Raw genomic sequence first — 20,929 nt, 5'->3', positions numbered from 1 at the left:
TTCGGTAATCCGGTGCGGCCACCCTCCCTCAGGAGAGCGATTTATGTCCATTCTCGTAGACAAGAATACCAAGGTCATCACCCAGGGCATGACCGGCAAGACCGGCAGCTTCCACACCGAAGCGGCGCTGGCCTACGGCACGCAGATGGTTGCGGGCGTGACCCCCGGCAAGGGCGGCACCACCCACCTCGACCTGCCGCAGTACGACACCGTGCACGAGGCGAAGGCCGCCACGGGCGCGACCGCCAGCTGCATCTATGTGCCGCCCGCCGGTTGCGCCGATGCCATCCTTGAGGCCATCGATGCCGAGATCGAGCTGATCGTCGCGATCACCGAAGGCGTTCCGGTGCTCGACATGGTTCGCGTAAAGCGCGCGCTGCAGGGTTCGAAATCGCGCCTGATCGGCCCGAACTGCCCCGGCGTGCTGACGCCCGGCGAATGCAAGATCGGCATCATGCCGGGTTCGATCTTCTCGAAGGGTTCGGTCGGCGTCGTGTCGCGTTCGGGCACCCTGACCTATGAAGCCGTGTTCCAGACCACGAACGCCGGCCTTGGCCAGACCACCGCGGTCGGCATCGGCGGCGACCCGGTCAACGGCACCAACTTCATCGACGTGCTGGAACTGTTCCTGGCCGACGACGAGACTAAGTCGATCATCATGATCGGTGAAATCGGCGGCAGCGCCGAGGAAGAGGCCGCGCAGTTCCTGAAGGACGAAGCCAAGCGCGGTCGCAAGAAGCCGATGGTCGGCTTCATCGCGGGCCGTACGGCACCTCCGGGCCGCCGCATGGGCCACGCCGGCGCCATCGTTTCGGGCGGCCAGGGCGGCGCGGACGACAAGATTGCGGCGATGGAAGAAGCGGGCATCCGCGTCTCCCCCTCGCCCTCGCTGCTCGGCGAAACGCTGGACGGTCTCCTCAAGGAAATCGCCTGACCTGAACACGGCACCGGGCGCGGCGGAGAGGGAAACGCCGCGCCCGATGTCCGAATTTTTTCCGGGACGATCCGGTCCCGGCGCATTTGTGGACCAGTGCCATGGGTAAAGAGAACCAGTCCTTCCTTCCCGAAATGGAGCCCGACGGCCCTCAACCGGGACCGTCGTGGGCCCGCAAGGGCTGGCCGCTGGACGATAGTGCCAGCAACGACCTGACCGCATCGCTCGATCCCACGCGGATGAAGGCCGAAATCAAGGCCGCCGCCGAGAAGAAGGGCGCAAAGCTCGACGAAAAGGCGGTCGAGGCCGCGTGCGACGATTCGGTTCGCGCCATGCTGCTGATCCGCACTTATCGCGTGCGCGGGCACCTGGCCGCCGATCTCGATCCGCTGGGCCTGACCAACCGCGATCTGCCTGCCGACCTGACGCCCGAATACCACGGGTTCGGCAAGGACGACCTCGACCGCCCGGTCTATATCGGCGGCAACCTGGGCCTTGAATGGGCGACGGTGAACGAGATCGTCGAAACCCTGCGCGCGAATTACTGCGGCAAGGTCGGCCTTGAATACATGCACATTGCCGATATCGAGGAACGCCGCTTCCTGCAGGAACGCATGGAAGGCAAGGACGCCTCGATCGACTTTACCCTGATGGGCAAGAAGGCGATCCTGCAGGCCGTTATCCGCGGCGAGCAGTACGAGAAGTTCCTCGGCAAGAAATACGTCAGCACCAAGCGGTTCGGCCTCGACGGCGGGGAATCGATGATTCCGGCGCTGGAATCGGTCATCAAGTACGGCGGGTCCGACGGGGTGAAGGAAATCGTGTTCGGCATGGCCCACCGTGGCCGGTTGAACATCCTCGCCAACGTGATGGCCAAGCCCTACAAGGTCATCTTCCACGAATTTTCCGGTGGCAGCGCCAACCCCGACGATGTCGGCGGTTCGGGCGACGTGAAGTACCACCTTGGCACCAGCACCGACCGCGAGTTCGACGGGACGAAGGTGCACATGAGCCTTGTGCCCAACCCCTCTCACCTGGAGACGGTGGACCCCGTCGTGCTCGGCAAGGTCCGCGCGCAGCAGCGGTTCCATGACGACATCGGTTTCGACGAAAAGGGCCAGCACAAGCATCGGCAGGTCCTGCCCGTCCTGATCCACGGAGACGCGGCCTTTGCCGGTCAGGGGATCGTCTGGGAATGCCTCGGCTTTTCCGGCATTCGCGGGTACAATACCGGCGGCTGCATCCACTTCATCATCAACAACCAGATCGGGTTCACCACCAGCCCGCAGTTCGCGCGATCCTCGCCCTATCCGTCCGACGTGGCGAAGGGTGTCATGGCGCCGATCCTGCACGTCAATGGCGACGATCCGGAGGCGGTGACCTTCTGCTGCAAGCTGGCCATCGAATATCGCCAACGCTTCGGCCGCGATATCGTCATCGACATGTGGTGCTATCGCCGGTTTGGCCATAACGAGGGTGACGAGCCCAGCTTCACGCAGCCGCTGATGTACAAACAGATCCGCAAGCATCCGGGCGTCGGTTCGCTCTATGCCGAACGACTGCGTGCCGAAGGCGTGATCGACGATAGCTTCGAGCAGGACGCGATCGACAGCTTTACCAACCTGCTGGAAGAAGAGTTTGAGGCGGGCAAGACCTACAAGGCCAATCAGGCCGACTGGTTCGGCGGACGCTGGGCGGGCATGAACAAGCCTGCCGACCCCGAAACCGCGCGCCGCAACATCGCGACGGGGATCGAGGGTAAGCTGTTCGACGGCCTTGGCCGCACGCTGACCACCGTTCCCGACGATGTGCAGGTCCACAAGACGCTGAACCGCGTGCTGGATGCAAAGCGCGACATGTTCGCGGGCGGCACCGGTTTCGACTGGGCGACGGCAGAGGCACTGGCCTTTGGGTCTTTGCTGGCCGAAGGCTTCTCGGTCCGGTTGTCGGGTCAGGATTCGGGGCGCGGCACGTTCAGCCAGCGTCACGCGGTCTGGGTCGATCAAGAGACTGAGGCGAAGTACATCCCGCTGTGCCACGTGCCGCACGGCCATTTCGAGGTCTATGACAGCCCGCTTTCAGAATATGGCGTGCTGGGCTTCGAATATGGCTATGCTCTGGCCGATCCCAAAAGCCTCGTCCTGTGGGAAGCGCAGTTCGGCGATTTCGCCAACGGCGCGCAGATCATGATCGACCAGTACATCGCCAGCGGCGAGGCGAAGTGGCTGCGCGCCAACGGTCTCGTCATGCTGCTGCCGCATGGTTACGAAGGCCAGGGGCCGGAGCATTCCTCCGCGCGTCTGGAACGTTTCCTGCAACTGTGCGCGGGCGACAACATCCAGGTGTGCAATATCACCGAACCGGCGAACTATTTCCACGTTCTGCGCCGCCAGATGCTGCGTCCGTTCCGCAAGCCGCTGATCATCATGACGCCCAAGTCGTTGCTGCGCCATCCGATGGCGAAGTCGGCGAAGGAAGCGTTCCTTGGCGAAAGCCACTTCCGCCGCATCGTGTCGGACACGACCGAAATCGCGGACAAGGACGTTAAGCGCCTCGTACTGTGTTCGGGCAAGGTCGCATACGACCTGATCGAGGCGCGCGACGCCGCAGGGCTGACCGATACCTCGATCGTGCGGATCGAACAGCTCTATCCCTTCCCGGGAGAGCCGCTGGCGCTGCGCCTGTCGCGCATGACCAACCTTGAAAAGGTGGTGTGGTGTCAGGAAGAACCGAAGAACAACGGTTCGTGGTTCTTCGTCGAAAACCAGATCGAACAGGCATTGTCAGAGGCCGGGGCCCCGGTATCGCGCGCCCGCTATGCCGGACGCGCGCCCTCGGCATCGCCCGCGACGGGCCTCGCCAGTCGTCATGTCGAACAACAGAACGCACTGGTTGCGGATGCCCTCGGCCTCTCGGTCGAAGATGTCATCGCGGCCCGCCAGAAATAAGCTCGTAAAGGGAACGAACCGATGAGCACCGAAGTCAAAGTCCCCGTACTGGGCGAATCGATCACCGAAGCCACCATTGGCGAATGGCTGAAAAAGCCCGGCGAGGCGGTGAAGCAGGACGAGCCGATCTGCAGCCTTGAAACCGACAAGGTCGCAATCGACGTCAACGCGCCGGTCAGCGGCGTGATGGGCGAAACCATGGTCGGCGAAGGCGAAACCGTCACCGTCGGCGCGGTTATCGCGACGATCACCGATGGCGCGGGTGCGGGAGACAAGCAGGTTGCCCCGCGTGAGAACGCGACCGCATCGGTCCCGTCTCAGTCCGAACCGGAAGCGTCGGACGACGACGCCGTCGTCCTGTCACCCGCAGTGCGCCGCGCGGTTCTGGAACACGGCATCGACCCCAGCAAGGTCAAGGGCACCGGCAAAGACGGCCGCCTGACCAAGGAAGACGTGCTGGCCGCCGCCGAGGCGAAGAAGAGCGGTTCGGCCGCCGCACCCGCAGCCGCGCCGGCACCCGCCGCCAGCGAGCCGGCCGGTTCGGGCCGCAATGTCGAGCGGGTGAAGATGACCCGTCTGCGCCAGACGATCGCCAAGCGGCTCAAGAGCGCGCAGGACACCGCCGCCCTGCTGACCACGTTCAACGACGTGGACATGAGCGCGGTGATGGAGGCGCGCGAAAAGTACAAGGACCTGTTCGCCAAGAAGCACGACGTGCGCCTGGGCTTCATGGGCTTTTTCGCCAAGGCCGCCTGCCTTGCGCTGAAAGACGTACCCAGCGTCAACGCCCAGATCGAGGGCGACGAAATCCTCTACCACGATTTCGTCGACATCTCGGTTGCGGTTTCGGCCCCGAACGGGCTGGTCGTGCCGGTGCTGCGCGACGCCGACAAGAAGAGCTTTGCCCAGATCGAGGGCGGCATCGCCGACTTCGGCAAGCGCGCCAAGGAAGGCACGCTGACGATGGAAGACATGAAGGGCGGCACCTTTACCATCTCCAACGGCGGCGTCTTCGGATCGCTTATGTCCACCCCGATCATCAACCCACCGCAGAGCGCGGTTCTGGGCCTGCACCGTATCGAGGACCGCCCGGTCGCGATTGACGGCAAGGTCGAAATCCGCCCGATGATGTACATCGCCCTGTCATACGACCATCGGATTATCGACGGGCGTGAGGCGGTTACGGCACTGAAGATCATCAAGGAAGCGATCGAAGACCCGACGCGCCTGTTGATCGACCTTTGAGTTTAAAGCCCGCTTCCGATCGGGGGGCGGGACAGAATTGCAATTTTCCGTTCGTGCTGAGCCTGTCGAAGCACGCGCAAAAGTCAGGAGGCCGAAATGGCTGAATTCGACTTCGACGTTATCGTGATCGGTGCCGGGCCCGGCGGCTATGTCGCCGCTATCCGTGCCGCGCAACTGGGCCTGAAGGTCGCTTGCGTGGAAAGCCGCGAGACGCTGGGCGGCACCTGCCTGAACGTTGGGTGCATTCCTTCCAAGGCGCTGCTCCACGGCTCCGAACTGTTCGAGGAAGCCAAGGACGGCACGCTGGCCAAGTTCGGCGTGAAGATCCCTGAGCCCGAACTCGACCTGGAAGCGATGCAGGGCGAAAAGGCGACCGCGGTCAAGGAACTGACCGGCGGCATCGCTTTCCTGTTCAAGAAGAACAAGGTGACGTGGCTGAAAGGCCTCGGCTCGTTCGTCGACAAGCATACCGTGAAAGTCGATGACGCGCAACACACCGCCAAGAATATCGTCATCGCCACCGGATCGTCGGTCACCCCGCTGCCCGGCGTGGATGTCGACAACGACGGCGGCGTGATCGTCGACAGCACCGGCGCGCTGGCGCTGGACCGCGTGCCGAACAAGATGGTCGTCATCGGTGGCGGCGTTATCGGGCTGGAGCTTGGCTCGGTCTGGCGGCGTCTGGGTGCCGAAGTCACCGTCGTCGAATTCCTTGACCAGCTGCTGCCCGGCATGGACGGCGCCGTGCGCAAGGAAGCGGCGAAGATCTTCAAGAAGCAAGGCATGGAGCTGAAACTTTCGACCAAGGTCACCGGGGCGACCGTCGAAGGCGGCAAGGCCACGCTGACGCTCGAACCGTCGAACGGCGGCGATAGCGAAACGATCGAGGCCGATTGCGTCCTCGTCGCCATCGGGCGTCGTCCGAATACCGAAGGTCTGAACCTTGCAGCCATCGGGCTGGAAACCAACCAGCGCGGCCAGATCGAGACCAACCACGATTTCCTGACCAAGGTCGACAGCGTCTGGGCCATCGGCGACTGCATCCCCGGCCCGATGCTGGCTCACAAGGCCGAGGACGAGGGCATCGCCGTCGCAGAAAACATCGCGGGCGAGACCGGCATCGTGAACCACGCCGTGATCCCCAGCGTCGTCTACACCATGCCCGAAATCGCGGGCGTGGGCCTGACCGAGGAAGCCGCCAAGGAAGCGGGCCACACCGTCAAGGTCGGCAACTTCCCGATGATGGCGAACAGCCGGGCCAAGACCAACCGCGAGCCGGAAGGCTTCGTAAAGGTCATCGCCGATGCCGAGACCGACCGCGTGCTGGGCGCTTGGATTATCGCATCGCTGGCCGGCACCATGATCGCGCAGGTCGCGCAGGCCATGGAATTCGGCGCGACCAGCGAGGACATCGCCTATACCTGCCACGCTCACCCGACCCATTCGGAAGCGGTGAAGGAAGCGGCGATGGCGGTTCGCGGGGCCCCAATCCACATCTGATCTTAACCACCGGTTTGACACAAGACCCTCTGCCCGCATCAAGTAGACGCGGACGGAGGGTCTTTTTTATGCGCCTACTTGCCAAGCTGCACATCTGGCTGGGGTGGATCATCGCGGTGCCGCTGCTGTTCTGGACGGTCAGCGGCCTTGTCATGGTTGCCAAGCCAATCGAAGAAGTGCGCGGCACGCACCTGATCAAGACCGAGGCGAAGCGCCCCCTGCCCCCAGGCTGGCTGGCGGCGCAACTGATCGAGGGTGAGGATCGCCCGGTCGAGATGCGTACGCGGATGCAGAACAATTCTGTCGTCACCAGCGCGATCTATGCCGACGGCAAGATCGAGCGATACTTCGCGCGCAGCGGTGAACGCGTGCCCGAAATCGACATGGCCGCCGCCCGCACCATCGTCGCGATGGAGATCGAGGGAGGCGACCGCATTGCCGAAACGAAATTCTTCGATGCCGAACACGCCCCGTTCGACCTGCGCCGCCCGATCCCGGTGTGGCAGGTTACGCTGGAGGATGGCACGCACGTTTACGTCGGGCGCGACAGCGGGCAGATAGAGGCCGTGCGCACGCGGTTCTGGCGCGTGTTCGACTTCTTCTGGGGGCTGCACATCATGGACCTGCAAGAGCGGGAGGACACGCATCATCCGCTGCTCGTCGCCTTTACCGTGTTGGCCGTGCTGATGACGCTGATGGGCGCGGTGCTGATGTTCCGTCGCCGCAAGGCGCGCGTGAAGACGCGGCCCGCACCGGAAACCGCATGACGCCGGTCCTGCCCGTCCTGCCCCCGCTGCTCGATGTTGCGGGCACCGCGGTCTTTGCGCTGACCGGGGCGCTGTTGGCCGCGCACTTGCGGCAGAGCTTCGTGACGGTCGCGTTCTTCGCACTGGTCACAGGCGTGGGCGGGGGGTCGGTGCGCGATGTGCTGATCGGGGTGCCCGCGTTCTGGCTGGCCTCGCCGTGGGTCGCGCCCGTCGTGCTGGCGATGGCATTGGCCGCATGGTTCGTGCCGGTCCGGTTCTGGCCCGCGAAATTGCTGGAATGGGCCGATGCGCTGGGCCTGGCGACATTCTCTGCGTTGGGCGCTGCCAAGGCGCTGGCGCTGGGCGTTGCGCCCCTACCCGCCATCGTTCTGGGCGTGGTGACGGGCTGTGTCGGCGGGATAATCCGCGACGTGCTGGCGGGCGTACCGTCGATCCTGATGCGGCCGGAACTCTACGTAACCGCCGCCGCGCTGTCGTCCGCGCTATGTGCCGGGGCGCTGCTGGCCGGATTGCCGCAGGGATTGGCACTGGGCATCGCCGCGCTGGCAGGGTTTGTCCTGCGCGGCGCGGCGATTGTGTGGAAGATCGAGCTGCCGGCCTATTCGCGGCTGCCGGTCGATCCGGACTAGCGCCTAACCGCGCGTACCCGTCGCCGGAGCCGAAGCCGTTTCATAGCGATCGTCTGCCGCGCCGCGTTCCCACGTGCGCTCACCATCGCTTTCCTCGCGCTCGACCTCATAGGCCGGGGCCTGCTCTTCAGCACGGGCGCGGGCTTCGGCATAGTACCGATCATCGCGCTCAGACCCTTCGGCCCCCGCGTCAGCCCCCACACCGGCCTGGGCACCGCGCCATTCGCTCTCGTAATCGTCCCAATCGGCGTTGTAATCGTCGCTGGCCGCATGACGGTCGCCATCAATGTCGATGTCGCGGATGCGTCCGTTGTTGTCGATTTCGCAAGAATAGCGGCCACCGCCGCGCAGCTCACCCTCGACCTGCCAACCCGACCCGTCGCGCTCCGCCGTGTCGACAGAGGCCACGCGGGCATCGCGCTGCACTTCCTCGACGCAATCTTCGATCGCGCCATCGATGCCGCGGCGTGCGCCATAGCTGTCGGATCGGTCGTAATCGCGGTCGCGGTAATAGTCACCGCGATCTTCATAGCGCTCATTACGATAGTCGCGATAACGGTCGTCACGCTCGCGATAGCGGCGATCGCGCGAATTCTGCGCCGCCTTGGCCACAGCAACCACGCCGCCCAAAATCAGGATACCGGCCAACACATCGCCGCCACTCGGCCCGCGATGACGGTGCCGCCAGTACCGGTCCGACCGGCCCCAGCCGTTGGCGGTTTCGTCGGCCACACTCCAGCCAGAGGCAGCGGCCTTTATCGATGCGGGCACCGGTGCGGCATGAGCCGGCAAGGCAAGCGATCCGGCGGCCAGCAATGCGGCGGCCCCGGCGGATTTACGGAAACGGATTTTCATGGTGCGACCCCTCATCCGATGCCGACTCGCGCGGCATCCAGTCGCCGGAAAATAGCTCTGGCGGGCTTTCCACTTCCTGAACCGTGGATAAACGAAGGGCCCGGCAGGAAGGGGAAGAACTGCCAGGCCCCCGTTGGAGCATTCACGAGATCTGCGTTTTACAGGCCGCGAATGTTCTTGAAGTCGATGTCGCGGACGCGTCCGTTGCGGATCTCGCACTCGAACCTGCCGCTGTCCCAACCGCGCATGTTGTCGCGATATCCGCGATAGTCACGATCCCAGCCGCGGCCATAGCGTCCACCGCGATATCCGGTGTCAACGGCGATGCGACCCTTGACCTTGAAATCGTCACGGCCCTTGCGGTCCACATCGCGGATGTCGGTTACGTCGACATTGCGGAACCCGCGGCGCGCGGCATAACGCTCTGCGGCATAGACGCACTGTTCCACGGCCCGACGGCTGGTGTCCCGCCCGTTATAGCGGCGGTCGTTGTAGCGACGGTCGCCATAACGGCGATCGCGATAGTCGCGATCGTAGTAGTAATCGTCGTTGCGGTTGTTTTTGCTGGCCGCGCTGGCGACGGCGGCGATACCGCCGATGATCAGGGCGCCGGCGATCACGTCGCCAGCATCGATCCCGCCACGGTCATGATAGTCGCGGGCGAAAGTCGGCGACGCACCGGACAGGGCCATGACGCCGGCCGCTGCAGTGCCAATGATGGCTTTCTGAAATGTTTGCATCGGTGCGATCCTTTGTCTGTTTCGCGGACCGGATAGTCCGCACAAGACATGGGATAGCGATTCGCCCGTGAGGCCAACCTGAATTCGCGCGACAGAAACTGTTCATATTTGTATCAAGTTATATGAACAACGCTGGACGCAAATGGGGCGCCGATCGCGATATGCAACCGGCGCCCCCTGTGGCTTGCGAAGATCCCTCGAAAATCAGGCTTCTTCGTATTCCTCTTCATCGCTCATCACCGGGCCGGAATCCTGGCCCTTGGCGTCGACGTCGCGGTCGATCAGCTCGATGATGGCAACCGGCGCGGCGTCCGAAGCGCGGATGCCGGCCTTGATGATGCGGGTGTAGCCGCCTTCACGATCCTTGTAGCGTTCAGCCAGAACGTCGAACAGCTTGACCAGTTGCGCATCGTCAAGCAGCTTGGACTGGGCCAGACGACGGTTCGACAGTCCGCCACGCTTCGCCAGCGTGATCAGCTTTTCGACATAGGGGCGCAGTTCGCGCGCCTTGGGGGTCGTGGTCTTGATCTGCTCATGCTTGATGAGCGCCGCCGCCATGTTGCGGAGGAGCATCTTGCGATGGCCGGTCTTACGCTGGAGCTTACGCCCTGCAATCTTGTGACGCATTAGTCTTTCCTTCCTGTGCCGACCCTTCCGGGCGGAAAAGTGGTGCCCACTTTTCCTGAAGGGGTCGGGCGTTCGTATGGGGGCCGTGCAAGGTACCCCGATCCCGGTGCGCAATAACGGCCCGCACCATTAGCCGTCTCTAAAACCCATCAGCCCAGACCCGGGGCGCCGAAGGCGACTCCCGCAAGGGCGAATGCCCGCCCGAGCTTATGCGAGGAAGCCAAGCTGGGCGGATGCCCAGCGGCCGGCGTTTGAGGGGCCCCCGCAACGCGGGGACACACCATCAACCAAGCAATTCCTGCTCCAGCTTCTTCGCCATTTCCTCGATGTTCTCCGGCGGCCAGCCGGGGATGTCCATGCCGAGGCGCAGACCCATCGAGCTCAGGACTTCCTTGATCTCGTTGAGCGACTTGCGACCGAAGTTCGGCGTGCGGAGCATCTCGGCCTCGGTCTTCTGGACCAGGTCGCCGATGTAGATGATGTTGTCGTTCTTGAGGCAGTTAGCCGAACGGACCGACAGCTCCAGCTCGTCCACCTTCTTGAGGAGGTAGCGGTTGAGCTGGTTGGCGTCGCTCTCTTCCGGGGTCGCGGCAACGCCGGCAACCTGCGGAACGGCCTGCGGAATGCCTTCCTCGAAGTGGACGAACAGCGCCAGCTGGTCCTGCAGGATGCGGGCGGCATAGGCCACCGCGTCTTCCGGCGCGACCGTGCCGTCGGTTTCGACGGTCAGCGACAGCTTGTCGTAGTCCAGTTCCTGACCGACGCGGGCGTTCTCGACCTTGTACGAGACCTGACGAACCGGCGAGTACAGCGAGTCGACCGGAATCAGGCCGATCGGCGCATCCGCGGTGCGGTTCTGCACGGCAGGCGAATAACCCTTTCCGGTGTCGGCGGTCAGCTCCATGTTGAGCGTCGCACCTTCGTCGAGGTGACAGATCACGAGGTCCTTGTTCATGACCTCGATGTCGCCCGAAACCTGGATGTCGCCGGCGGTGACTTCGGCCGGGCCGGTGGCGGACAGGTTCAGGCGCTTCATGCCTTCGCCTTCCATCTTCAGCGCAACCTGCTTGATGTTGAGGACGATGTCGGTGATGTCCTCGCGCACGCCTGCCAGCGAGGAGAACTCGTGCAGGACGTTGTCGATCTTGATAGACGTAATCGCCGCGCCCTGCAGCGACGAAAGCAACACACGGCGCAGCGCGTTGCCGAGCGTCAGGCCAAAGCCGCGCTCCAGCGGTTCAGCAACGAAAGTCGCGCGCAGCTTGGCATCGCCCTGCGACTTGATTTCGAGGCTGTTGGGCTTCTTGAGTTCCTGCCAGTTCTTGATGTTGACGGACATGGACTTCCCCTAGGGTTTGTCGGTTCTTTATCGAGACCCGGCCTGTCGACGGAAAATGGCCGGGACCCGTATGCTCGATCCGGGTGGGCGAGTGCGTTTGGGCGGTGCCGGGATCCTTCGGCAACGCCCCTCGCCCGTTCGGATCAGACGCGGCGGCGTTTCGAGGGACGAACGCCGTTGTGCGGGATCGGGGTCACGTCGCGGATCGAGGTGATGGTGAAGCCCACCGCCTGCAGAGCGCGCAGCGCGCTTTCGCGGCCCGAGCCGGGGCCCTTCACTTCGACCTCGAGCGTGCGGACGCCGTGTTCGGCGGCCTTCTTGCCCGCGTCGTCTGCTGCGACCTGCGCAGCGTAGGGAGTCGACTTGCGGCTGCCCTTGAAGCCCATCATGCCCGCGCTGGACCAGCTGATCGCATTGCCCTGCGCATCGGTGATGGTGATCATGGTGTTGTTGAAGCTGGCGTTGACGTGCGCAACACCGCTGGAAATGTTCTTGCGTTCGCGGCGCCGAATGCGCTGGGGTTCGCGTGCCATGTCTTGGGTTCCTGTATCCTGAAGGGAAGAATAGGGTCGCTAGAAGCGAGCCTTACTTCTTCTTGCCGGCGATCGGCTTGGCCTTGCCCTTGCGGGTGCGCGCATTGGTGTGCGTGCGCTGACCGCGGACCGGAAGGCCCTTACGGTGACGAAGGCCGCGATAGCAGGCCAGATCCATCAGGCGCTTGATGTTCATCGCGTGTTCGCGACGAAGATCGCCTTCGACGAGGTAGTCGGCGTCGATCGTTTCACGGATCTGCAGGACTTCCTGGTCGGTGAGGTCCTGGACACGGCGAGCTTCGTCGATACCCAGCTTGGCGGCGATGTCCTTGGCGGACTTCGGACCGATACCGTGGATGTAGGTGAGCGCGATGATAACGCGCTTGTTGGTGGGGATGTTTACCCCGGCAATACGAGCCACTTAATTCTCCATGCTCCACAGAGGTTTGACCATCGGGCCACCCCCTATCTCAACGCTTGCGATGCCCGCCACTTTGTCGAAGCCTTGCCGCTGAACGGCAAAAAGCCCGGATGACCCACGCGATGCGCGGACCGGCCGGACCAACCCGATTTATGACGAGCGAGGGGCGCGCTTACGGTGATTCGCGCTACAAGTCAACGGGCGCCGCCCCAAGACGCCGCCGGACTTCCGTCCTTCGCTGACCATCCTATAGCGCAGCATGTCGCCCCGGTCAAAATACGATCAGAAATTGCTGGCAAAGGCGCCCCCGTCCATCAGCAGGCTTTGCCCGGTAATGAACCCCGCCTTGTCGCTGCACAGGAAGGCGCAGGCCGCGCCGAATTCCGACGGATCGGCCAGCCTGCCCACCGGAATTCCGGCGACCCGGTTGGCAACCGCCCGATCGAACGTGATGCCCTGCTTCTCTGCCGTCGTGCGGTTGAGTGAGGTTTGCCGATCGGTATCGAACATCCCCGGAAGCAGGTGATTGATAGTTACGCCGTGCGGTGCAACCTGCCGCGCCACGCCGCCAAGGAATGCGGTCAGCCCGGCCCGTGCCCCGCTGGACAGGTCCAGCCCCACGATAGAGGTCATGACAGAGGCCGAGGTAATATTGACGATCCGCCCCCAGCCGCGCTCGATCATCCCGTCGATCACAGCCTGAACAAGCGCGATCGGCGTGGCCATGTTCATTTCCACGCCCAGATGCAGGGCCGCATTATCGATCTGGCGGAAATCGCCGGGCGGCGGACCGGCGGCATTGGTCACCAGGATATCGGGGTCGGGCATGGCGGCCATCAGCGCCGCGCGGCCATCGGGCGTGGTCACGTCGGCTGCGACGGGAATCATCGTCGCGCCCGTCTGCCTGGCGATTTCGTCAGCCGTGCGCGTCAGCCGGTCGGGGTCGATCCCGTTGACGACCACGGTGCAACCCTCTGCCGCCAAAGCCTCGGCACAGCCGCGGCCAAGCCCCCGGCTCGACCCGCAGACGATGGCCTTGCGGCCCGCTATCCCAAAATCCAAACTTTCCGTCCTTTCACCATATGCGCCGTTCCGGTCACAACCGCCCAGTCAAACCGCCGCGTTCAGACCACGCCGAATGCCAGCATCGCGTCGGCCACCTTCTTGAACCCCGCAATGTTCGCGCCGCGCACATAGTCGGTGTAGCCGCCGCCCATTTCGCCATAGGTCAGGCAGCGATCGTGGATGCCATCCATGATGTCGCGCAGCAGGACCTGGAGCTCTTCTTCCTTCCACGCGCGCCGTGCCGAGTTCTGGCTCATTTCCAGCCCCGAAACGGCGACCCCGCCCGCGTTCGCCGCCTTGCCCGGCGCGAACAGGATCTTCGCATCCTTGAAGACGTGCACGGCCTCGAGGTTGGAGGGCATGTTCGCCCCTTCGGACACCGCGATGCAGCCGTTGGCGACCAGCGCACGGGCATCGTCGCCCAGCAACTCGTTCTGCGTCGCGCAGGGCAGCGCGACATCGCACGGAACGTTCCACGGCGTCTTGCCCTCGTAGAAAGTCGCCCCGGTGAATTCCTGCGCATAGTCGCTGATCCGCCCGCGACGGTGCGTCTTGTGCGCCTTGACCCAGTCGATCTTCTCTTGCGTCAGTCCTTCGGGATCGTGGATGAACCCGCCCGAATCCGACAGCGTCACCGGTTTGCCGCCAAGGTACAGGATCTTCTCCGCCGCGTGGGTCGCCACGTTGCCGCTGCCTGAAATGACCGCAACCTTGCCGTCGAGGCTGTTGCTCTTGTGCTTCAGCATATTGTCGAGGAAATAGACCGCGCCGTATCCGGTCGCCTCGGTCCGGATCAGCGATCCGCCCCATTCCAACCCCTTGCCGGTCAGTACGCCGGTGAACTGGTTGGTGATGCGCTTGTACTGCCCGAACATGTACCCGATCTCGCGCCCACCGACGCCGATGTCGCCAGCCGGAACGTCGGTATCCGCGCCGATGTGGCGATAGAGTTCGGTCATGAAGCTTTGGCAGAAACGCATGATCTCGCGCACGCTCTTGCCCTTGGGGTTGAAGTTCGACCCGCCCTTGCCGCCACCCATCGGCAACCCGGTCAGCGCGTTCTTGAAGGTCTGCTCGAACGCGAGGAACTTCAGAACGCTTTCCGTCACGCTGGGGTGGAACCGGATACCGCCCTTGTAGGGGCCGATGGCGTTGTTGTTCTGCACCCGCCAGCCGCGCTGAACGCGGATATTGCCGCTGTCGTCTTCCCAGCAGACGCGGAACGATACGACGCGATCGGGCTCTGCAATGCGGCGCAGGATTTGCTGTTCGTGGTATTCTTCCTTGTCCGCGATGAAGTCGAAAATGTCTTCGGCCACTTCCTGCACGGCCTGGACGAATTCATCTTGGTGCGGGTTGCGGCGCTTTACACCCTCCATGAACGTCGGCAGGTCGACGTGATCGGAAACGGCCATGAACTTTCCCCCCTTTTGACGCCGCGGGCGAGTCGCCGCGACAGAACGAGGCGGAGCATACGCCCTCAGCCCAGGGGGGAAACCCGTTTAACCGCTCTACCGGGTATCGAATTCGTCCAGGGGTTCGGCCGGGGCATCGGCATCGGCGGGCGGCAGTTCGGCTTCTTCGACGGCCGCTTGCGCCGCGTCGACATCGTCGAGAAAATCCGCGCCGAAGCTTGCCGCTTCTTGTTCCACCTGCGTGGCGGGGACATCCATTTCGGCAGGCGCTTCTTCCGGTTCGGCAGCGGTGGATGCGGGCAGTTCGATCGCCTCCGGCCCCTGACCTGCAACGCCCAGCTGTGCGGCAAGGCTGGCGAGTTGCTCGCCGACCACGCGGTCCACCGCCGGGCCGATCTGGTCGACCGAATAGCGCATCGTGCCGCCGACGACATATTCGAACAGGATACGCGTGCCCGCGTCTTCCTGCTTCAGCGTCACGGTCAGGACCGCGCCGACCGGCTCGCTCTGCAACGGGCCCAGCGCCCCCGACAGGCGCAGCGCCGTGCCCGGATCGGCGAAAAGAACTTGCATATGCCGCACGCTGCCGGGGCTGGACCGACCTTCGCCCACCGGCAACATCTCGCAAAAACAGCCCAGCGCGCGCGGGTCGAGCGTCAGGTTGTCCGGCTCACCCGAAAAGGTATGCGCGCCGTTCCACCAGCCCGAAGGTTCGATCAGCGCCGCCCACGCCGCATCGGGCGTTGCCGCCACGGTTGCGGTGTGACGCGAGACGAAGCCGCTTTCGCCGATCTTCTGCATCTCGGCTTTGGCGGGCGCGCCCAAGGCCATGGCAGCGCCGGTAGCGGCAAGCGAAAGTGCGATACGCATGGAAAAACCCCTTCCCCGTCCGAAGCTTGTTCGGAAGCGAAGGGCTAGCACAGCGCCGCGCGGCGTCAAACCGCGCGGGTGTGGATCACTGTCAGGAATCGAGGATCTTGCAGATGGCCGCCGTCACCTCATCGATGTCGGCCATGCCGTCGACGCGGCTGACAATGCCGCGCGCTTCGTAGACCGGCAGGATCGGCGCGGTCTTGGCGCGATATTCGGCCATGCGGGTCCGCACGGTTTCCTCGTTATCATCGGGGCGGCGCTTGAACTCGGTGCTGCCGCACTTGTCGCACACGCCCGGCTGCTTGGGCTGTTCGAACGTGTCGTGATAGCCCTTGCCACAGCTGGCGCAGGTAAAGCGCCCGGTGATCCGCTCGACCAACGCGTCTTCGTTCACCTCAAGCTCGATCACATGAGCCAGGGTGCGGCCATGCTGCGACAGGATCTCGTCCAGCATCAGCGCCTGTGCTTCGGTGCGGGGATAGCCGTCGAAGATCGCGCCGGTGCTGGGCGCCATACCCGCCAGCTCTTCGCTGATCAAAGCGGAGACGATGGTGTCCGACACCAGTTCGCCCGCATCCATCACGGCCTTGGCCTGAAGGCCGACCGCCGTCTGCGCCTTGACCGCCGCGCGCAGCATGTCGCCGGTGGAAAGCTGGCGCATGCCATACTTGTCGACCAGACGCTGCGACTGTGTGCCCTTGCCTGCGCCCGGAGGGCCGAGGAGGATAATGTTCACGAGAAGACTCTCCCTGTTGCCCTGCCGCGGTAAATCAGCGCAGCCGCCCCTTCAACTTAGCCTTTTTGATAAGATCGCCATACTGGTGCGCCAGCAGGTGGCTTTGAATCTGGGCGATCGTATCGACGGTGACGTTCACGACGATCAGCAGGCTGGTGCCGCCAAGGAAGAACGGCAGGCCCGTCTGGGCGATGACCCATTCCGGCAGAACGCAGACCAGCGCCAGATAGGCCGCACCGATCACGGTGATGCGCGTCAGAACGTAATCGAGGTAATCGGCGGTGCGCTTGCCCGGACGGATACCGGGGATGAAACCGCCGTTCTTCTTCAGGTTATCCGCCGTTTCTTCCGGGTTAAAGACAACCGCGGTGTAGAAGAATGCGAAGAACACGATGCCAATGGCGTAAAGCGTCAGATAAATCGGCTGACCATGCTGAAGATACTGGTTCAACGTAACCAGCGCGCCGCCGACCGCACTATCGGTGCTGATCGAGTTCTGCGCGAATTGCGTGATCGTCAGCGGCAGCAGAAGCAGTGACGACGCGAAGATCGGCGGGATAACGCCCGCGGTGTTGATCTTCAGCGGCAGGTGCGAACGATCCGCCTGCATCATGCCGCGCTGGCTGGCGCGCTTGGGATACTGGATCAGCAACCGGCGCTGCGCACGCTCCATGAACGAGATGAAGAGGATCAGCAGAACGATCACCGCAAGAAACGCAAAGATCAGGAACGGCGAGATCGAGCCCGAGCGGCCACCTTCGAACAGCTGTGCCGTTACGGTCGGGAACTGGGCGATGATGCCCGCCATGATGATCAGCGAAACGCCGTTGCCGATGCCGCGCGACGTGATCTGTTCGCCCAGCCACAGCAGGAACATCGTGCCGCCGACAAGGCTGATCACCGCGCCGATGCGGAACATCAGGCCCGGCACGACAACCGCGTGAAGGCCGCTCGACGCTGAAAAGGTTTCAAGGCCGACCGCAAGGAAATATCCCTGCACCGCGGTCAGGCCGACAGTGCCGTACCGGGTATACTGGTTCAGCTTCTTGCGCCCGCTTTCGCCTTCCTTTTTCAAGGCGGCGAGCGAGGGGTGCAGCGCCGCACCAAGCTGAACGACGATAGATGCCGTGATATAGGGCATGATGCCGAGCGCGATGAGACTCATCCGCTCAAGGCTGCCGCCCGAGAATGTGTTGAACAGGTCGAGCACGCCGCCACGCGTCTGCGCGTAGAGATCCTGAAGGATCAGCGGGTTCACGCCGGGAAGCGGAACGAAGCTCAGGAACCGGAAAACGATAAGCGCACCCAGCGTGAACCAGATGCGCTGCTTAAGCTCCGTCGCCTTGCCGAAATTGGCAAGGGACATGTTGCTCGCAATATTGTCGGCGCGTGATGCCATGGTCTTGTATCTAAAGCCTTGCGGATCGTCCGGCTGGAATGGCGACGCATGGGCCGCCTGCCGGTCAGGAACAGGCCATATAGGTCACGGGCGAGGATGCAACCACCCTCGCCCGTTCCTTGTCCCGATTATTCGGCGGCTTCGGCCTTGGCGGGCGCGGTCGTTTCGACCGAACCGCCCAGCTTCTCCACCGCCTCGCGCGCGCCCTTCGACACGCCGGCGACCTTGAAGCTCGCCTTGGTGGTCAGTTCGCCCTTGCCGAGCAGACGGACACCGTCCTTGCCACCGCGCGCAAGGCCGGCGGCCTGCAGCGCTTCGTGGTCGATGACGTTCTTGGTATCCAGCTTGCCTGCGTCGATGAACTTCTGGATCATGCCCAGGTTGACCTGCGCATAGTCCTTGCCGAACGGGTTGTTGAAGCCGCGCTTCGGCAGGCGCATGTGGAGCGGCATCTGGCCGCCTTCGAAGCCCTTTACGGCAACGCCCGAACGGCTCTTCTGGCCCTTCTGACCACGGCCAGAAGTCTTGCCCTTGCCCGAACCGATGCCACGGCCCACGCGCATGCGGCGATGGCGGGCACCTTCGTTGTCACGGATATCTGTAAGTTTCATAGCAACACTCGCTTTCGCTTTGGTTCGCGTTGGTGGGCCACCCGGCCCGGAAAGCGCGCGCATTAGGGGATCGCGCCATGCTTGTCGACCCCCCGATAATGCGGCCGAATTTCTTGGCGGGGCTTGTGACCGAACCTTGTCGGGGTTACTCCGATAATCCAATGCGTTGCGGATATTTCATGGGGGGATCGAAATGCTGCGCTACGGATCCGTTTTGCTTGCCGGCCTGTCGCTTTTTCTCTTCAGGCCTGCGGAGGTGGTGGCTCTGACAGCGACGCGCCTGCCCGATCGTGGCAACACCGACGCCGTCGCCCAGCCCGACACCCACCGCGACGCCGACACCAACAAGCGCCGCGATCACGTGATTGCAGCAAGCCCTTGAGAAGGGCGAATTGCAGTTCGATCCGGTCACTGTCCAGATCAGCGCCGGGTTCGCAAGCGCCTTTGCCGACGGTGTCGTCATACCCAGCGACGATTCGCGCGTGATCGTCTTGGGCGGGCGGACCGCCACACCCGTCGACAGCTGGGCCCAGGGGTATCTCTTTCCGCAAGCAAAGACCCTGTACGCGCCGATGTTCGACGCCAACGGATTTTCGAACCAGCGGCGCGGATCCCTGACCGGGATCGACTTCGTGTTGCCCGGCGGCCAGTCCGAATTCGAAGTCGTCACCCGCGATTCCGGACTCGCCAGTGGGGTATTTCTTTCTGTCGACGGGGCCGAAACCTCGACAAGCGCTCTGGACTTCCTCGCCCAACAGACGGGAAAGCGGCGATATACCCGCGTGGTCATGCCGCCCTCTGCGCAAGATCGCAGGATTACTCTGCGCGGCAGCGCGATGATCTACAGCGGTCTCAGGCTTCCGTCGGGTGAAGCACTGGGATCACCCCCTGCGTTCGAAGGACCGACCGCAGTCTTTATCGGCGATTCCGTCACGGAAGGTACTGGGGCCGGCCACGTCACCCGATCGTGGGGGGCATGGATGGCCTCCATGCTTGGTTGGCACGATCCCATTCTGGCGGCCGTCGGAGGCACCGGATATTTGCAGCGTCTGGATGAAAAGCTGAATTTTGCCGACCGCCCGGAAGACGTACTGGAGGCCGTGAATGGTGGACCGCCGGATGTCGCCGTAATCGCGGGCGGCATCAACGACTGCGGACGCCATGAACCCGCAGCGCTGGAAGAAGCGGCAAGACACTATTTCGAAGTATTGCGAGATGGTGCGCCCGATATGGTCATTTTCGTCTTCGGTCCGTTCTCCAGTTACTATGGCTATGGCGAAGACCTTACCGCTTGCCGCGATGCGATTTTTTCCGCCGCCAATAGTGTCTCGGGCACTTATACCGTCGATGTAACGGGTTGGGTCACACCGGAAACCCGCGACGTGATTTTCGATGGCACGAACAACGGCCCGCATCCGATTCCGGCCGGTCATAGGCTTTACGGAGAATACGGCGCGACGAAATTACGGCAAATCATTCAAGCGTTCTAATAGTACTACGACATGCTTTCGGTTTAGGCGATTCCAGTCCCGCACTCCCGGGCCGTTGCAGATATTTTAAATGTACATTAAAGGATATCTGATCATGATTTTTTCCAATCCGTGAGAATTTCAAAATAGAGAGGCATTCGTGGAACAAGATACCTCCCCCACTTCCGAAACGCTGATTACGTTGACCTCGGACATCGTTGCTGCGCACGTCAGCAACAATTCGGTCGACATCGGCGATGTATCATCCCTGATCAGCAGTGTTTACAGCACGCTGTCCGGCCTTGGCCAAACGGTGGCCGAAGAAGCGCCGCCCGAACCGGCTGTTTCCGTGCGCGCATCAATAAAGCCGGACTATATCGTTTGTCTTGAAGACGGTAAGAAGCTGAAAATGCTGAAGCGTCACTTGATGACGCATTACAACATGACGCCGGAAGACTATCGCAAGCGCTGGAACCTGCCTGCCGATTATCCGATGGTTGCCCCCAACTACGCGGAAAAGCGTCGTGAACTGGCCAAGAAGATCGGTCTGGGCCGCAAGCCCGCGGCGACCAAGGCAGCACCCAAAAAGGCTGCCGCTCCGAAGAAGGCATCTGCGCCGAAGAAGGCAGCTGCGCCGAAGACAGCAGCGGCCCCTAAGAAGACGACTGCGAAGCCTGCCGCGAAAAAGGCCGCACCGCGCAAGCGCGCGCCTGCTAAGAAAGCCGCCGCCGAATAACGCGCGGCGACACAGTCCTGAAACGAAAAAGGCCCCCTTTATCGCGAAGGGGGCCTTTTTGTTTGGCGCCGGGCTTCGACGAAAGAG

The 20,929-nt window shown here is 63.1% G+C and carries 21 protein-coding genes; 9 read left to right on the top strand and 12 right to left on the bottom strand.

The features are described from left to right. The first annotated feature begins 43 nt into the window (after window positions 1–43). From sucD to AB433_RS05890, 6 genes are all read left to right on the top strand, one after another. Window positions 44–934, top strand: coding sequence for a succinate--CoA ligase subunit alpha (gene sucD, locus AB433_RS05915; protein WP_047820310.1), 891 nt, complete (start codon window positions 44–46; stop codon window positions 932–934). A gap of 101 nt (window positions 935–1,035) precedes the next feature. Then, window positions 1,036–3,882, top strand: coding sequence for a 2-oxoglutarate dehydrogenase E1 component (locus AB433_RS05910; protein WP_047820309.1), 2,847 nt, complete (start codon window positions 1,036–1,038; stop codon window positions 3,880–3,882). Window positions 3,883–3,903: 21 nt separating this feature from the next. After that, entirely contained in the window at window positions 3,904–5,127 is a 1,224-nt protein-coding gene (odhB, locus tag AB433_RS05905; protein ID WP_047820308.1) for a 2-oxoglutarate dehydrogenase complex dihydrolipoyllysine-residue succinyltransferase, read from the top strand. Window positions 5,128–5,223: 96 nt separating this feature from the next. Further along, window positions 5,224–6,627: a dihydrolipoyl dehydrogenase gene (gene lpdA, locus AB433_RS05900; protein WP_047820307.1), complete on the top strand. Its 1,404-nt coding sequence runs from the start codon at window positions 5,224–5,226 to the stop codon at window positions 6,625–6,627. Between the two features lie 68 nt (window positions 6,628–6,695). Beyond that, complete coding sequence (locus AB433_RS05895) at window positions 6,696–7,394, top strand: PepSY domain-containing protein (protein WP_047820306.1); 699 nt, start codon at window positions 6,696–6,698, stop codon at window positions 7,392–7,394. Beyond that, window positions 7,391–8,023, top strand: coding sequence for a trimeric intracellular cation channel family protein (locus tag AB433_RS05890; protein ID WP_047820305.1), 633 nt, complete (start codon window positions 7,391–7,393; stop codon window positions 8,021–8,023). Before AB433_RS05895 ends, AB433_RS05890 begins: the two co-directional genes overlap by 4 nt. A gap of 3 nt (window positions 8,024–8,026) precedes the next feature. On the opposite strand, the gene AB433_RS19365 is transcribed toward AB433_RS05890, so the two are convergent. From AB433_RS19365 to rplO, 12 genes are all read right to left on the bottom strand, one after another. Continuing rightward, on the bottom strand, window positions 8,027–8,878 hold the full coding sequence (locus AB433_RS19365) for a hypothetical protein (RefSeq protein WP_156170690.1): 852 nt from the start codon (window positions 8,876–8,878) through the stop codon (window positions 8,027–8,029). Window positions 8,879–9,036: 158 nt separating this feature from the next. Next, complete coding sequence (locus tag AB433_RS05880; RefSeq protein WP_047820304.1) at window positions 9,037–9,618, bottom strand: hypothetical protein; 582 nt, start codon at window positions 9,616–9,618, stop codon at window positions 9,037–9,039. Between the two features lie 204 nt (window positions 9,619–9,822). Next, the gene (gene rplQ / locus AB433_RS05875; RefSeq protein WP_047820303.1) at window positions 9,823–10,245 is read right to left on the bottom strand and encodes a 50S ribosomal protein L17; all 423 of its coding nucleotides are present in this window, start codon (window positions 10,243–10,245) and stop codon (window positions 9,823–9,825) included. Between the two features lie 283 nt (window positions 10,246–10,528). Next, on the bottom strand, window positions 10,529–11,584 hold the full coding sequence (locus AB433_RS05870) for a DNA-directed RNA polymerase subunit alpha (protein WP_047820302.1): 1,056 nt from the start codon (window positions 11,582–11,584) through the stop codon (window positions 10,529–10,531). A 143-nt stretch (window positions 11,585–11,727) separates the two neighbouring features. After that, a complete protein-coding gene (gene rpsK / locus AB433_RS05865; protein WP_047820301.1) occupies window positions 11,728–12,117 on the bottom strand; it encodes a 30S ribosomal protein S11 in 390 nt (129 codons plus the stop codon). A 52-nt stretch (window positions 12,118–12,169) separates the two neighbouring features. Beyond that, on the bottom strand, window positions 12,170–12,538 hold the full coding sequence (gene rpsM, locus AB433_RS05860; RefSeq protein ID WP_047820300.1) for a 30S ribosomal protein S13: 369 nt from the start codon (window positions 12,536–12,538) through the stop codon (window positions 12,170–12,172). A 282-nt stretch (window positions 12,539–12,820) separates the two neighbouring features. Further along, window positions 12,821–13,600, bottom strand: coding sequence for an SDR family oxidoreductase (locus AB433_RS05855; protein ID WP_047820299.1), 780 nt, complete (start codon window positions 13,598–13,600; stop codon window positions 12,821–12,823). A 62-nt stretch (window positions 13,601–13,662) separates the two neighbouring features. Then, the gene (gene gdhA / locus AB433_RS05850) at window positions 13,663–15,018 is read right to left on the bottom strand and encodes an NADP-specific glutamate dehydrogenase (protein WP_047820298.1); all 1,356 of its coding nucleotides are present in this window, start codon (window positions 15,016–15,018) and stop codon (window positions 13,663–13,665) included. A gap of 96 nt (window positions 15,019–15,114) precedes the next feature. Then, a complete protein-coding gene (locus AB433_RS05845; RefSeq protein WP_053059011.1) occupies window positions 15,115–15,888 on the bottom strand; it encodes a hypothetical protein in 774 nt (257 codons plus the stop codon). A gap of 91 nt (window positions 15,889–15,979) precedes the next feature. Then, complete coding sequence (locus tag AB433_RS05840; RefSeq protein WP_047820297.1) at window positions 15,980–16,627, bottom strand: adenylate kinase; 648 nt, start codon at window positions 16,625–16,627, stop codon at window positions 15,980–15,982. 34 nt (window positions 16,628–16,661) lie between these two features. Next, window positions 16,662–18,026 (bottom strand): preprotein translocase subunit SecY, encoded by a 1,365-nt coding sequence (secY, locus tag AB433_RS05835; protein WP_047820296.1) that lies wholly within the window; start codon window positions 18,024–18,026, stop codon window positions 16,662–16,664. A gap of 128 nt (window positions 18,027–18,154) precedes the next feature. Next, window positions 18,155–18,637, bottom strand: coding sequence for a 50S ribosomal protein L15 (rplO, locus tag AB433_RS05830; RefSeq protein ID WP_047820295.1), 483 nt, complete (start codon window positions 18,635–18,637; stop codon window positions 18,155–18,157). Between the two features lie 193 nt (window positions 18,638–18,830). Here rplO and AB433_RS05825 point away from each other — a divergent pair, with 193 nt between their 5' ends. The 3 genes from AB433_RS05825 (at window position 18,831) to AB433_RS05815 (ending at window position 20,842) form a co-directional block, all read left to right on the top strand. Continuing rightward, window positions 18,831–19,019: a hypothetical protein gene (locus AB433_RS05825; RefSeq protein WP_047820294.1), complete on the top strand. Its 189-nt coding sequence runs from the start codon at window positions 18,831–18,833 to the stop codon at window positions 19,017–19,019. After that, entirely contained in the window at window positions 19,003–20,127 is a 1,125-nt protein-coding gene (locus AB433_RS05820; RefSeq protein WP_156170689.1) for an SGNH/GDSL hydrolase family protein, read from the top strand. Before AB433_RS05825 ends, AB433_RS05820 begins: the two co-directional genes overlap by 17 nt. A gap of 139 nt (window positions 20,128–20,266) precedes the next feature. Beyond that, complete coding sequence (locus AB433_RS05815) at window positions 20,267–20,842, top strand: Ros/MucR family transcriptional regulator (RefSeq protein ID WP_082134810.1); 576 nt, start codon at window positions 20,267–20,269, stop codon at window positions 20,840–20,842. Window positions 20,843–20,929: the final 87 nt, after the last annotated feature.

The organism is Croceicoccus naphthovorans (assembly GCF_001028705.1).
Lineage (GTDB): Bacteria > Pseudomonadota > Alphaproteobacteria > Sphingomonadales > Sphingomonadaceae > Croceicoccus > Croceicoccus naphthovorans.
The sequence above is the reverse complement of the archived record's forward strand: the minus strand, read 5'-3'. Positions and strand labels throughout refer to the sequence as shown.